Here is a 13,400-nt window from a genome sequence, read left to right as displayed (position 1 = left end):
CCGAAAGATCGGCGAGCCACGGCCCGTACCCCCACCGACTGGGGTACGGGCCGTGAGTCAACGGGGGTACGGGCCGTGAGTCAACGTGGGCTCACTCGCCGTCCTCCTCGTGCCAGCCGAAGCTACGCTCCACCGCCTTGCGCCAGTTGTGGTACTCGCGCTCGCGGGTCTGCGCCTCCATCCGCGGCGACCACTCCACATCGCGCTTCCAGTGCGCCTTGAGCTCGTCGAGGTCCGACCACACTCCGGTCGCCAGCCCCGCCGCGTACGCGGCCCCCAGACATGTCGTCTCTGAGACCTTCGGCCGGATTACCGGCACCCCCAGCACATCCGCCTGATGCTGCATCAGCAGATTGTTGGCGGTCATGCCGCCGTCCACCTTGAGCGTGGTGATCTGCACCCCGGAGTCCTGGTACATCGCGTCGACCACCTCGCGGGTCTGCCAGCTGGTCGCCTCCAGCACCGCCCGTGCCAGATGCCCCTTGGTGACGTACCGGGTCAGTCCGGTGATGACACCGCGTGCGTCGGAGCGCCAGTAGGGGGCGAAGAGCCCGGAGAAGGCAGGCACGATGTACGCCCCGCCGTTGTCGTCCACGCTCGCCGCCAGCGTCTCGATCTCGTCGGCGCTGCGGATGATGCCCAGCTGGTCCCGGAACCACTGCACCAGTGCGCCGGTGATCGCGATTGACCCCTCCAGGCAGTACACCGGCGCCTCTTCGCCGATCTTGTACCCCAACGTGGTGATCAGCCCGCTCTTCGACGGCACGGGCCGGTCGCCGGTGTTGAGCAACAGGAAACTGCCGGTGCCGTACGTGTTCTTGGCCGTGCCCGTGTCGTAGCAGGCCTGCCCGAAGATCGCGGCCTGCTGGTCGCCGAGGGCCGAGGCCACCGGCACACCCGCGAGCTGCCCCACGGCCGTCCCGTACACCTCCGCCGACGACTTGATCTCCGGAAGCACCGCCTGCGGCACATTCATCGCCGCCAGGATCGCCGGATCCCACTGGAGGGTCTGCAGATTCATCAGCATCGTGCGCGACGCATTGGTCACATCGGTGACATGGACACCGCCCTCGATGCCGCCGGTGAGGTTCCAGATCAGCCACGAGTCGATGGTCCCGAAGGCGATCTCACCACGTTCGGCCCGACCGCGCAGCCCCGGCACGTTGTCCAGCAGCCAGGCCGCCTTGGGCCCGGAGAAGTAGCTCGCGAGCGGCAGTCCGGTCGCGTCGCGGAAGCGGTCCTGCCCGTCCGTGCCGCCCAGTTCGTGACAGAGCGCGGAGGTACGCGTGTCCTGCCAGACGATCGCGTTGTGTACGGGCTTGCCGGTCGACCGGTCCCAAAGGACGGTCGTCTCCCGCTGGTTGGTGATGCCGAGGGCACTGAGCTGGTCGGCCCGCAGGCCCGCCTTGGCGATCGCCCCGGCCACCACCGCCTGCACCTTGGACCAGATCTCGGTGGCGTCGTGCTCCACCCAGCCCGGCTTGGGGAAGATCTGACGGTGCTCACGCTGGTCGACGGCGACGATCGCACCGTCCTGGTTGAAGATGATGCAGCGGCTGGACGTGGTGCCCTGGTCAATTGCGGCGACGAATTTGTCCGTCATGACGTCCTCTTGTCGAAGTGGCCACAAGGCCTAGAAGGCTGCGTTGAAGATGAGGCCGGCCAGCAGCCCGCCGATCACGGGCCCGGCAACCGGCACCCAGGCGTAACCCCAGTCGGAGGTGCCCTTGTTGGGGATCGGCAGCAGTGCGTGGGTGATGCGCGGTCCGAGATCACGCGCGGGGTTGATGGCGTAACCGGTCGGCCCGCCCAGCGACAGACCGATGCCGACGACCAGCAGAGACACCAGCAGAATGGAGATGCCGGAGCCGTAGATCCCGGCGTCCTGCCCGGGTATCTGCCCAATGCCGATGCCGTCGTTCTTGCCGAAGGCGAGTATCGGCAGCACCAGGCCGATCGTCGCGATGATCTCGGTCATCACGTTGGCGACGGGACTGCGGATCTCCGGCCCTGTGGAGAAGATTCCGAGCGTGGGCTGTGCGTTCTTCTTGTCTGCGTTGGCCTGGAACTGCGCGAAGTAGACGAGATAGGCGAGCACGGCGCCGAGGATCGCGCCGGCCATCTGCGCCAGGATGTAGAGCGGCACCTTGCTCCACTCCCCGGTGTCGACGGCGACGCCCAGCGTCACGGCCGGATTGAGATGCCCACCCGACAGCGGCGCGGCGGTGTACGCGCCCGCCAGCACGCCGAAACCCCAGCCGAATGCGATGACGACCCAGCCCGAGGCCCTTGCCTTGGAGTGATGGAGCGTGACGGCGGCGCAGACGCCCGCGCCGAAGAGGATGAGTATCGCGGTGCCGATGACCTCACCGACAAGAATGTCTCCATTGCTCATGGCGGCTCCTATGCCCTCGGCCGGGGCCACGGGGCCCTGGTCCTCCGTGCAGGGTGCGTGCTCCATGGCGTTCCATGGCGACGGAGCCGGAGGCAGGGGAGTCTCCCGTACCCGGCCCGGCGTCCGTGACGAGCGTGGTGAGCGTGCCGAAGTGCGGCGATGCCGACGAAGAGGCAGTGTTCACCGGCCGTGATGGGGCGTCAAGGTCGTTGACAGCAAGCGCAGTTCAAGACCGGTGTGTTGACACGGTACCGGGGAACGTAAGGCAGCGGGAGGCCGTCTCCCGGGGCCGGCTCAGCGGACGGCGACGACCGCAGAGCCATGGCCGAACAGCCCCTGGTTCGCCGTGATTCCGGTGCGCGCCCCCGGCACCTGGCGCGGCCCGGCCATGCCGCGAAGCTGCCAGGTCAGCTCGCAGACCTGGGCGATGGCCTGAGCGGGCACCGCCTCGCCGAAAGACGCGAGACCGCCGCTGACATTGACGGGAATCCGCCCGCCGAGCGCGGTCGCGCCCTCGCGCACCAGCTTGGCGCCCTCGCCGGCCCCGCACAGCCCGATGTCCTCGTACCACTCCAGCTCCAGGGCGGTGGAGAGGTCGTACACCTCGGCGAGCGAGAGATCCTCGGGCCCGATGCCCGCCTCCTCGTACGCGGCCCGGGCGATCGAAGCCCGGAACGACTGCGGGAGCGGGTCCACGGCGGCGGCCGAGTCTGTCGCGATGTCCGGGAGGTCGATTACGGCCCTCGGATAGGTCGGCGAGACGGTGGAGACCGCGCGGATACGGACCGGCTCGCCGGCCCCGTGGCGGCGCGCGAAGTCCATGCTGGAGAGCACCAGCGCGGCCGCGCCGTCGGACGTAGCGCAGATGTCGAGCAGCCGCAGCGGATCGGCGACCACCGCGGAGGCGGCCACCTCCTCGGCCGAGACGGCCTTGCGGTAGCGGGCGTTGGGGTTGAGCGCCCCGGCCGCCGCGTTCTTCACCTTGACCAGCGCGAAGTCCTCGGCGGATTCGCCGTACAGGGCGATGCGACGGCGGGCGTAGAGCGCGAAGTAGGCCGGATTGGTCGCCCCGAGAACCCGGAAGCGCAGCCAGTCAGGATCGTCGGGCCGATCGCCCCCGGCTGGTGCGAAGAAACCCTTCGGCGCGGCGTCCGCCCCCACCACGAGCACCACGTCCGCCATGCCCGCCAGGATCTGGGATCGTGCGGTGTTGATCGCCTGCGCGCCCGACGCGCAGGCCGCGTAGACGCTGCTGACGCGTGCACCCTGCCAGCCGAGCGCCTGCGCGAAAGTCGCGCCCGCCACATACCCGGGGTAGCCGCAGCGCATGGTGTCCGCGCCGACCACCGACTGCACCTGCCGCCAGTCGATCCCCGCATCGGCCAGGGCGGCCCTGGCCGCGGCCGTTCCGTACTGGACGAAGCTGCGACCCCATTTGCCCCAGGGATGCATTCCGGCCCCGAGGACCGCCACCTCGCCGCTCATGACGCCACCCCCACGGGCCGCCAGTGCCAGGTCGTCCAGACCGTGTCCGCGTCCTCGTTCAGCACGCCGGGCACGACCTCGACCTCCATCCCCACCGCGAGATCGGTCACTCTCACGCCCGGCACGGCCTGCCCGAGGACGACCATCCGCTCGGCCTCGAGCTCGACGGCGACGAGCGTGTACGGCTCCCACTCCGCATCGGGGTCAAAGACGTATGGCGCGGGCGGTCGATAGCGCCCGTCCGTGTACGACCACACGCGTCCCCGCTTGGACAGGGGCACCTGCGCCAACTCCCCGCCGCCGCATGCGGGGTTGCGGCAGAAGGAGTCCTCGCGCGGGAAGAAGACCGACGCGCACGCCGCACAGCGGGTGCCGAGCAGCCGGAAGTCCTCCTCGTCGCTGTCCTGTGTGAACCATCCGGCGACCACGGGTGTGCGCGTCAAGATCCCTCCCGGGCACAGCAATCTGACGGTACGTCAGAAGTGTGCCACGGGTCAGCGGTTCTCGGCGAGCCACTTGGCGGCGGTCTCCGCCAGCTCCCGGTCCCTGCCCGCCAGCATCATCCGGATCATCTGCACGTCACCCCGCAGCGACCAGGCCGGATGCCCGAAGGTCGCGGGATTGTTCTTCTCGATGAAGAAATGCGCGGGCCACGCCGTTCCGTAACCGATCAGCGGCAGGGCGGCCGCATACCGCTTCCGGCCGCGCGCCAGCCCGTACGCGCTGACCGCGAGACCGGTCAGCGTGCCGGTCAGATGGACCCACCGGGTGGCCGCCTTGGAGTGCATCGCGACGTAGTACGGCCAGAACTCCTCGTACGAGTCAAATGTCTGCTGCGTCATGGCCGCACCGTAATCCCTCGGCAGCGAACCGGATACGGCCTGGCCGCGTCGATATCGGAGAATGGCCGCCGGAGCCTACGGGGGTGGTCCCGGCCGCTCGTTCCGCAGCGTCTGCTTCAGTGCCCGGCGACCGAACGCCGAACGACGGGGCAGCCGAAGAAGGCGCCCGGGAACCGCTTCGGTCGCGTGCGCCTTGCGCCTCGTACCGCTTCGGCTGTGTGCGTCTCGCGCCTCGTACGGCTTCGGTCGTGTGCGCCTTGCGATTCGTACCGCTTCGGTCGTGTGCGCCTCGCGCCCCGAACCCCTACGGCCGCGCCCCCAGCCCCCGCACCCGTACCCGCCACTTCGGCGGACCTGATCTGTTCCCCTTGATCTGCTTCACCACGACCTGCCCTTCCACCAGCCGCGTCGTGTACCGCTCCACCTCCGCCTGCTCCCAGCCGCCCCCGGGGTCGGGGACCACCAGCCCGCCGCCCCCGCGCCCCTCGGCCGGCGCCCACACCTCCAGCTCGATCCCGCCGTCCGCGCCCCGTACCGGAATCACCGCACCACCCCGCGCCAGTACCGGGATCCGCGACAGGGGAGCGTCCACCAGCACCTGCCCGGGCCCGTCGTATGCCCGCCCCGTCGCAGTGTCGTACCACCGGCCGCGCGGCAGCCGCACCGCCCGCCGGTCCGTCCCGCTCTCCAGCACCGGCGCGACCAGCAGCGCGTCACCGAGCAGAAAGGCGTCCTCGCAGTCGCGCAGCACCCGGTCCTCCGGAGAGCTCCACCACAGTGGCCGTGCATACGGCGCCCCCGTAAGCCGCGCCAGATGCGCCAGCGTGACGAAGTAGGGCCGCAGCCGCTCCCGTTCGTCGAGAGCCGCCTTCGCATGGGCGAGGACCTCGGGCCCGAACTCCCACGGCTCCCTGCGCCCCGCGTCGATCGCCGCATGCGTACGGAACAGCGGCAGCTGCGCCCCCAGCTGGAACCAGCGCAGATACAGCTCGGGCGACGGACTCCCGTCGAATCCGCCCACATCAGGTCCGGAGTACGGCACACCGCACAGCCCGAGCCCAAGGACCAGCGAGAGCGAGGCCCGCAGTCCGGGCCAGCCGGTGGACACATCGCCGGACCAGGTGCCCCCGTACCGCTGCATCCCCGCCCAGCCGGAGCGCGAGAAGAGAAACGGCCGTTCCTCCGGGCGCAGTCGCAGCAGCCCCTCGTACCCGGCCTGGGCCATCGCGAGGCCGTACACATTGTGGGCCTCGCGATGATCGCCGCCCCTCCCCTCAAGCGCGTGCCGGGCCGAGCGCGGCAGCGTCATGTCGCCGAAGGGCGCGAAGGACACCGGCTCGTTCATGTCGTGCCACACCCCGGAGAAGCCCTGCGCCAGCCGCTCCTCATAGAGGTCTCCCCACCACCGGCGGGCCGCTGGATCGGTGAAGTCCGGATAGACGCATTCGCCCGGCCAGACGACGCCCCGAACCTCCCTGCCCTGCGGATCGCGTACGAACGCCCCGGCTGCCGACCCGCTGTCGTACACCGTGTTCCCGGGCTCCGCCTTCACCGCCGGATCGACGATGGAGACCAGCCGCACCCCGTCCTCGCGCAGATCCTTCGCCATGCCCGGCAGATCGGGGAACTTCTCGCGGCCGACGGTGAACACCTGATGCGCGTCGTAGTGGTCGATGTCGAGATGGACGGCGGACAGCGGCAGCTCCCGGTCCCGGTAGCCCGCGGCGATCCGGCGCACCTCCCGCTCGCTGCCGAAACCCCACCGGGCGTGCTGCGGCCCCAGCGCCCAGGACGGCGGCAGCGCGGGCGCGCCCGTCAGCTGGGTCCAGCCGGTCAGCACGCGCGCGGGCGTGCCGACCACCACCCAGCAACGCAGCGGCCCGCCGTCTATGCGCACCTCACTGGTGCCGGGCCGGTCGTGCCCCGAGCCCGCGCCCTCCTCGCCCTCGCGCAGGGTGACCCGGCCGTCCCACGAGTTGTCGTGGAAGGCGAGATGGGTGCCGGCGTCGGCCACCACCAGCTGGACGGGCATGGTGATGTACAGCGGGTCGTCGCCGGGACCGAAGGTCCCCCTTGGGTCGGTGTTCCACAGCCGGTATGTGCCGCCCCGCAGCCGCGGCCCACCGGCTCGCCCGCCGAGCCCGAAGAAGCGTGCGTCCGCGGGCACTTCGGTCCGCTGCACCCACCGTGCCGGACCGCCCCGCACCGGCTCCCACCAGCGCGGCGGCAGATCCCGGCGCAGTACGACACCGCCCGGGGTACGGATCTCCACGGCGCCGTTCCGGGAGATCTCCACGGTCACCCGTTCCGACACCACTCGCCAGCCGCCGTCCTTGTCCGGCTCGAGCTCGGCACGCGGATCCGGCTCGGGAGGCGCGCCGGCGAGTGCGTACGAGGGCTCGGGTCCCGCGCCGTCCCAGCCCCAGAAGACCGTGCCGCCCGCCGTGACCCGGATGCGCAGCTCCGAACGTGCGAACCGGAGGATGCCGCCCCCGGGCATCGGCTCGGCACCGGTCACGGGTCCGGGCACCCGCGCCCGTTCCGCCCCCCTCGTCGGCAGCTCCCGGGCGTCGGTACGCCGCTGCCGCCAGGCCGAGCGGGCGGCGCGCAGCCCCTGCACCGTTCCGAAATGTCTTACCGAACGCACCAGATCCCGACCGTCCATGCAGCTCAGCCTGCCATCCGGCCGAGCAGATGTGTGGTTTGTTCAACTCCCGTTCACCCGTGGTGAGAGCACATATTCCGACGCCCGAACATGGGTGGGGAGCCCTGGTGCGAAAGACGATCACATGGCATCGTCCCTGTCAGCCGCGTCACGCGCACACCCCGCACGTGCGCGCGACGCACGCAGACACCGCGTAGAGCCACCCGGGAGCCGCCCCATGACCTCAGCAGCGAACCCTGCCCCCCTCTGGCAGCCGGACCCGGACCGCATCGCCGCCGCCCGGATCACCCGCTTCCAGGCCTGGGCCGCCGAGCGCCACGGGGCCCCTGCGGAGGGCGGATACGCGGCGCTGCACCGCTGGTCCGTCGACGAGCTCGAGACCTTCTGGCAGGCGGTCGCCGACTGGTTCGACGTGCGGTTCTCCACTCCGTACGAGCGTGTCCTCGCGAATTCCGCCATGCCCGGCGCCCAGTGGTTCCCCGGCGCCACGCTCAACTATGCGGAGCATGCGCTGCGCACCGCCGAGGACCCTGCCCGCGCCCATGACGCGGCGCTCCTGTATGTGGACGAGACACATGAGCCGACCCCGATCAGCTGGTCCGAGCTCCGCCGCCAGGTAGGCGCTCTCGCAGCTGAACTGCGCGCCCTCGGCGTACGCCCCGGCGACCGCGCCAGCGGCTATCTGCCCAACATCCCCCAGGCCGTCACCGCCCTCCTCGCGACCGCGGCCGTCGGCGCGGTGTGGACCTCGTGCGCACCCGACTTCGGCGCCCGCAGCGTCCTCGACCGCTTCCAGCAGGTCGAGCCGGTCGTTCTGTTCACCGTCGACGGCTACCGCTACGGCGGCAAGGTGCACGACCGCGCGGAGACCGTCGCCGAGCTCCGCCGCGAACTCCCCACCCTGCGCGCGGTGATCCACATCCCGCTGCTCGGCACGGAGGCCCCCGAGGGCGCGCTCGACTGGTCGGCGGTCACCTCTCACGAAACCGAACCGGTCTTCGAGCAGGTCCCCTTCGACCACCCGCTCTGGGTGCTCTACTCCTCCGGTACGACAGGCCTGCCCAAGGCCATCGTCCAGTCGCAGGGCGGCATCCTGCTGGAGCACTTCAAGCAGCTGGGCCTGCACTGTGACCTCGGCCCCGAGGACCGTTTCTTCTGGTACACATCGACCGGCTGGATGATGTGGAACTTCCTCGTCTCCGGCCTGCTCACCGGCACGACGGTCGTTCTGTACGACGGCAGCCCCGGCTATCCCGACACCGGCGCCCAGTGGCGCATCGCCGAGCGCACCGGAGCCACCCTCTTCGGCACCTCGGCGGCGTACGTCATGGCCTGCCGGAAGGCAGGCGTCCACCCCGCCCGCGACCACGACCTGTCCCGTATCAAGTGCGTGTCCACCACCGGCTCCCCGCTGCCGCCCGACGGCTTCCGCTGGCTGCACGACGAGGTGGCGGAGGACCTGTGGATCGCCTCCGTCAGCGGTGGCACGGACGTCTGCAGCTGCTTCGCCGGCGCCGTGCCCACCCTGCCCGTGCACATCGGCGAACTACAGGCCGCCTGCCTCGGTACCGACCTCCAGTCCTGGGACCCGCAGGGCAAGCCGGTCATCGGCGAGGTCGGCGAACTGGTCGTCACGAACCCCATGCCGTCCATGCCGATCCGGTTCTGGAACGACCCCGACGGCAGCCGCTACCGCGACAGCTACTTCGAGATGTTCCCCGGCGTCTGGCGGCACGGCGACTGGATCACCATCACCGAACGCGGCTCCGTCGTCATCCACGGCCGCTCCGACTCCACCCTCAACCGCCAGGGCGTACGGATGGGCTCGGCCGACATCTACGAAGCCGTCGAACGCCTCCCCGAGATCCGCGAATCGCTGGTCATCGGCCTGGAGGAGCCGGACGGCGGCTACTGGATGCCGCTCTTCGTCCACCTCGCCGAAGGCGCCGCCCTCGACGACGACCTGCGCGACCGGATCACCCGGACGATCCGCGAACAGCTCTCCCCACGCCATGTTCCGGACGACATCATCGAGGTCCCCGGCGTCCCGCACACCCTCACCGGCAAGCGCATCGAGGTCCCGGTGAAGCGCCTCCTCCAGGGCACGGCGCTCGCCAAGGCGGTCAACCCCGGCTCGGTCGACAACCTCGAACTGCTGCGTTTCTACGAGGAGCTCGCCCGCACCCGGAAGTAGCGCCGGCCGCCTCCAAGCGCCGCCCGCCGCCAAGCGCCGGCCGGGCCCGAACAAGCCCGTCCGGCGCTTGACTCGCAGGTCACACCCCATTGTCAGTGCCGTCGACTACGGTGAGTCACCAGTAGTCAACTGCGCTCAGGGGGAAAGAGAAATGGCGTACACCAAGCAGCACAAGCGGCCCGGGCAGCCCAAGCCGGCGAAGCGCTCGAGGCAGCAGCGGCCCAGGCGCAACGCAGCCATGCAGCGAAGCCTGCGCCGCGAAGTCCCCAGCACCGTCGGCCTCCTGGCCGACGAACAGGACTTCACGGCGATGCGCCAGTACCGCACCTTCACCTTCGACGACCACCCGAGCTACCTCCGGCAGATCGAAGCCCTGCTCAGAACCCTCGCCTCCCGCCAACTGCACACCGCCGTCGCACTCTTCGACCCCGAAGACTTCGCGGAGTACTGCGCCGAAGCGGGCATCGACCCCGACGCGGCCGCGAGCCGCAGCCGCTACACCGCCGACGTCGCCGGCCGCGGCGCGGGCATCCCGTACACCGGACAGCCTCTCGCCGGCCTGCTGCCCCAGCTGATCAACAAGGCTGTCCGCCAGGCCACTTGGGAGTACGCGACCATGCTCCTCGCCGACCGCGGCGAGTGCGCGGACTGCGGCCAGGACATCGGCCGGGCCGCCTTCGACCGGGCCTCCCGCATCCTGATGCGACTGCTCGAAGCGGCGGGACCAGGCAGACACCACCTCGTCTGCAGCGTCCCCGCCCCCGACGAGCAGCTCCTCGCCGTCCTCCACGCCGACGCGGCGGCGAATGAGCCCGCCGAACTGGACGCGTCCGAGGCAGCCGAATTCGTCACCGTCCTCGCGACAGGCATCGCCCTCGAAAGCGCCGGGGGACTGGTGCTGCGCACGAGCATCGAGGGCGCCCCGGACCACCTCCACGGCTGGCGGCTCCACCAGGGCCGCCTTCTCCCACTCACCGCGGGCGAGGTTTTCAGCGCCTACTGCACAGATGCGGCCACCGGCGAACCCCTGTCCCCCGAGCCCGGCGTGGAGTACTGCGCGGGCTTCGACGTCACCACCGACGATCCGGAGAGCCACCACTGAACGCCGAAGGGGCTCCCCGCCGTCCCCGGCGGGAAGCCCCTTCGATCACCTACAGACCAACTGCGTACCGACTACTCGCCGGAGAGCACCGCCTGCGCGGCGACCCGCGCCTCATCGGCGGTGTCCGTGGCACGCGCCGCGGCGGCAGCCCGCTCGCACTGAGCGAGCGTGTACTTCGCCAGCGTCGCCCGGACATACGGAATCGACGCCGCACCCATCGACAGCGAGGTCACCCCAAGACCGGTGAGCACACACGCCAGCAACGGATCGGAGGCAGCCTCACCACACACACCACAGCTCTTGCCCTCGGCCTTCGCGGCCTCGGCCGACAGCGCCACCAGATCCAGCAGCGCCGGCTGCCACGGATCCTGCAGCCGGGACACCGCACCCACCTGCCGGTCGGCGGCGAAGGTGTACTGCGCGAGGTCATTGGTGCCCAGCGACAGGAACTCGACCTCCTGCAGGATCGAGCGCGCCCGCAGCGCGGCGGACGGAATCTCCACCATCGCGCCGAACTTCGCCTTCAGCCCGGCCTCACGGCACGCGTCGGCGAACGCCTTCGCGTCGATACGGTCCGCCACCATCGGTGCCATGACCTCGAGGTACACGGGCAGCCCGGCGACGGCCTTGGACAGCGCCGTCAGCTGGGTCCGCAGCACCTCGGGGTGGTCCAGCAGGCTGCGCAGCCCGCGCACACCCAGCGCCGGGTTCGGCTCATCGGCCGGAGTCAGGAAGTCGAGCGGCTTGTCGGCCCCGGCATCCAGCACCCGCACGACAACCCGGCCCTCGGGGAACGCCTCGAGCACCTTGCGGTAGGCCTCGACCTGCTTCTCCTCCGACGGAGCCTGCTTGCTGTCGTCGAGGAAGAGGAATTCCGTACGGAACAGACCGACGCCCTCGGCACCGGCCTCGACCGCGGCCGGCACATCGGCGGGCCCGCCCACATTCGCCAGCAGCGGGACCTTGTGGCCGTCGGACGTCGCCCCGGGCCCACTGGAAGCGGCCAGCGCGGCCTTGCGCTCCGCGGCGGCCTTCTCCAACTCCGCGCGCTTCTCCTTGCCCGGCTCGACGAAGACTTCGCCGGTGCTGCCGTCGACGGCGATGAGCGTGCCCTCGGCCAGCTCCCGGGCACCCGGCAGCGCCACCACGGCGGGCACTCCGAGCGCCCGCGCCAGAATCGCGCTGTGGCTGGTCGGCCCGCCCTCCTCGGTGACGAAACCGAGCACCAGCGCGGGGTCGAGCAGTGCCGTGTCCGCGGGCGCGAGGTCCCGGGCGATCAGTACATACGGCTCGTCGCTGTCCGGCACACCCGGCATCGGCACACCCAGCAGCCGCGCCACGATCCGGTTCCGCACGTCGTCCAGGTCCGCGACCCGTCCGGCCAGGTACTCGCCGGCACTGGCCAGCAGCGCCCGGTACGCGGCGAGCGCGTCGTACACCGCGCGCTCGGCAGTACTGCCGACGGCGATGCGCCGTTCCACGTCGGCCATGAGCTCCGGGTCCTGCGCCATCATGGCCTGGGCCTCGAGCACCGCCTGTGCCTCGCCTCCAGCCAGGTTGCCCCGCGCTATCAGGTCGGCGGCCACAGCTTCCACGGCCTGGCGAGCGCGCCCCTGTTCGCGCTCCGCGTCCTCCGTCGGAATCTGCTTGGCCGGCGGCTCCAGAACCGCCGTGCCCATATGCCGAACCTCGCCGATCGCCACACCGTGGCTCACGCCGACGCCTCGCAGCGTTGTCTCCATTTCACCCGTCTCCGATTGAGCGACGGTCTGTGCCGCCGCGATGGATGTCCAACTCGCCGTCACTGCGACGCCGACGTCACTGCCAGCCGAAGAGCGTGTCGCCGGCCTTCACGTCGCCGTCCTCGCGGACGTCGGAGAGGGAATCGGCCGAGGCCTCGAGGGCCACGATGGGGCACACAGCGGACTTGCCCGCGGCCTCTACGGCCGATGGGTCCCAGCGCACCACTGCCTGTCCGCGCTGAACAGTGTCGCCCTTGTTGACGAGCAACTCGAAGCCCTCGCCGTTGAGCTGCACGGTGTCGATCCCGAGGTGCGTCAGCACCCCGTGCCCCTGGTCGTCGACGACGACGAAGGCGTGCGGGTGCAGGGAGACAACGATGCCGTCGACGGGCGCGACGGCCTCCGACGGCTCACGCACGGGGTCAATAGCGGTCCCCGGACCGACCATCGCACCGGAGAACACCGGGTCCGGCACGGCCGCGAGTCCGATGGCACGTCCGGCAAGAGGGGACGTCACTGTGGTCATGGAGCCTCCCAGGGGCGGAGATTCGTCGCGTCGCCGTCCCTGTCTGATCCCGGACGGCGCGCTGTTCAGAAGGGTAAGTCATAGGAAGTCCTAGTTCCGCACGAGAGCTGCCAGTTGGCGGACCTAGGGGGCACCGGAAACGATTTGCCTCGTCTCCCGGCGCCAGGTACTGTCGTACCCCTGCCTGACCCCAACGCGACTTTGAGTCGGGGGTTGGCAGCACCTATCAAGCCGCGATCCTAACTGGTCTAAACCTCTGCATGCCCGCAGGGTGGTGGTCAGGATGAGCGAAAGATCCTGATAGAGTTGGAAACACCGAAGGGAAGCGCCCGGAAGGCCCCAAAAAAGGGCCCCAAGGAAGCGTCCGTTCCTTGAGAACTCAACAGCGTGCCAAAAGTCAACGCCAGATATGTTGATACCCCGTCCATCTTCGGATGGTCGTGGTTCCT

The 13,400-nt window shown here is 70.2% G+C and carries 10 protein-coding genes; 2 read left to right on the top strand and 8 right to left on the bottom strand.

The features are described 5' to 3' along the window. Nucleotides 1-91: 91 nt before the first annotated feature. The 6 genes from glpK to ACFYWY_RS33605 form a co-directional block, all read right to left on the bottom strand. Nucleotides 92-1,603 (bottom strand): glycerol kinase GlpK, encoded by a 1,512-nt coding sequence (glpK, locus tag ACFYWY_RS33630; protein ID WP_389193783.1) that lies wholly within the window; start codon nt 1,601-1,603, stop codon nt 92-94. A gap of 30 nt (nt 1,604-1,633) precedes the next feature. Continuing rightward, a complete protein-coding gene (locus ACFYWY_RS33625) occupies nt 1,634-2,395 on the bottom strand; it encodes an MIP/aquaporin family protein (protein ID WP_389193780.1) in 762 nt (253 codons plus the stop codon). A 294-nt stretch (nt 2,396-2,689) separates the two neighbouring features. Beyond that, nucleotides 2,690-3,880, bottom strand: a complete 1,191-nt coding sequence (locus ACFYWY_RS33620) for a lipid-transfer protein (protein WP_389193777.1) — start codon at nt 3,878-3,880, stop codon at nt 2,690-2,692. Next, a complete protein-coding gene (locus ACFYWY_RS33615) occupies nt 3,877-4,308 on the bottom strand; it encodes a Zn-ribbon domain-containing OB-fold protein (protein WP_389193934.1) in 432 nt (143 codons plus the stop codon). Before ACFYWY_RS33615 ends, ACFYWY_RS33620 begins: the two co-directional genes overlap by 4 nt. A gap of 66 nt (nt 4,309-4,374) precedes the next feature. Next, entirely contained in the window at nt 4,375-4,722 is a 348-nt protein-coding gene (locus tag ACFYWY_RS33610; protein ID WP_389193774.1) for an Mpo1-like protein, read from the bottom strand. Nucleotides 4,723-5,026: 304 nt separating this feature from the next. Further along, the gene (locus tag ACFYWY_RS33605; RefSeq protein ID WP_389193771.1) at nt 5,027-7,387 is read right to left on the bottom strand and encodes a glycoside hydrolase family 31 protein; all 2,361 of its coding nucleotides are present in this window, start codon (nt 7,385-7,387) and stop codon (nt 5,027-5,029) included. A 217-nt stretch (nt 7,388-7,604) separates the two neighbouring features. Between ACFYWY_RS33605 and ACFYWY_RS33600 the strand changes: the two genes are divergently transcribed. Together ACFYWY_RS33600 and ACFYWY_RS33595 are read left to right on the top strand one after the other, a co-directional pair. After that, the gene (locus ACFYWY_RS33600; protein ID WP_389193769.1) at nt 7,605-9,581 is read left to right on the top strand and encodes an acetoacetate--CoA ligase; all 1,977 of its coding nucleotides are present in this window, start codon (nt 7,605-7,607) and stop codon (nt 9,579-9,581) included. Between the two features lie 151 nt (nt 9,582-9,732). Next, nucleotides 9,733-10,683 (top strand): hypothetical protein, encoded by a 951-nt coding sequence (locus ACFYWY_RS33595; protein WP_389193766.1) that lies wholly within the window; start codon nt 9,733-9,735, stop codon nt 10,681-10,683. Nucleotides 10,684-10,754: 71 nt separating this feature from the next. Here the strand turns inward: ACFYWY_RS33595 and ptsP are convergent, their stop codons facing one another. After that, on the bottom strand, nt 10,755-12,425 hold the full coding sequence (ptsP, locus tag ACFYWY_RS33590; RefSeq protein WP_389193764.1) for a phosphoenolpyruvate--protein phosphotransferase: 1,671 nt from the start codon (nt 12,423-12,425) through the stop codon (nt 10,755-10,757). A 76-nt stretch (nt 12,426-12,501) separates the two neighbouring features. After that, nucleotides 12,502-12,951: a PTS glucose transporter subunit IIA gene (locus tag ACFYWY_RS33585; protein WP_389193761.1), complete on the bottom strand. Its 450-nt coding sequence runs from the start codon at nt 12,949-12,951 to the stop codon at nt 12,502-12,504. Nucleotides 12,952-13,400: the final 449 nt, after the last annotated feature.

The organism is Streptomyces sp. NPDC002870 (assembly GCF_042888505.1).
Taxonomy (GTDB): Bacteria; Actinomycetota; Actinomycetes; order Streptomycetales; family Streptomycetaceae; genus Streptomyces.
Note: the sequence above shows the minus strand (reverse complement) of the source record. Positions and strands in the feature narration are given on the sequence as shown.

Bases quoted from the DNA above. Each gene is read 5' to 3' on its own strand.
- glpK (WP_389193783.1), bottom strand. From the start codon at position 1,603: ATGACGGACAAATTCGTCGCCGCAATTGACCAGGGCACCACGTCCAGC.
- ACFYWY_RS33625 (WP_389193780.1), bottom strand. From the start codon at position 2,395: ATGAGCAATGGAGACATTCTTGTCGGTGAGGTCATCGGCACCGCGATA.
- ACFYWY_RS33620 (WP_389193777.1), bottom strand. From the start codon at position 3,880: ATGAGCGGCGAGGTGGCGGTCCTCGGGGCCGGAATGCATCCCTGGGGC.
- ACFYWY_RS33610 (WP_389193774.1), bottom strand. From the start codon at position 4,722: ATGACGCAGCAGACATTTGACTCGTACGAGGAGTTCTGGCCGTACTAC.
- ACFYWY_RS33605 (WP_389193771.1), bottom strand. From the start codon at position 7,387: ATGGACGGTCGGGATCTGGTGCGTTCGGTAAGACATTTCGGAACGGTG.
- ACFYWY_RS33600 (WP_389193769.1), top strand. From the start codon at position 7,605: ATGACCTCAGCAGCGAACCCTGCCCCCCTCTGGCAGCCGGACCCGGAC.
- ACFYWY_RS33595 (WP_389193766.1), top strand. From the start codon at position 9,733: ATGGCGTACACCAAGCAGCACAAGCGGCCCGGGCAGCCCAAGCCGGCG.
- ptsP (WP_389193764.1), bottom strand. From the start codon at position 12,425: ATGGAGACAACGCTGCGAGGCGTCGGCGTGAGCCACGGTGTGGCGATC.
- ACFYWY_RS33585 (WP_389193761.1), bottom strand. From the start codon at position 12,951: ATGACCACAGTGACGTCCCCTCTTGCCGGACGTGCCATCGGACTCGCG.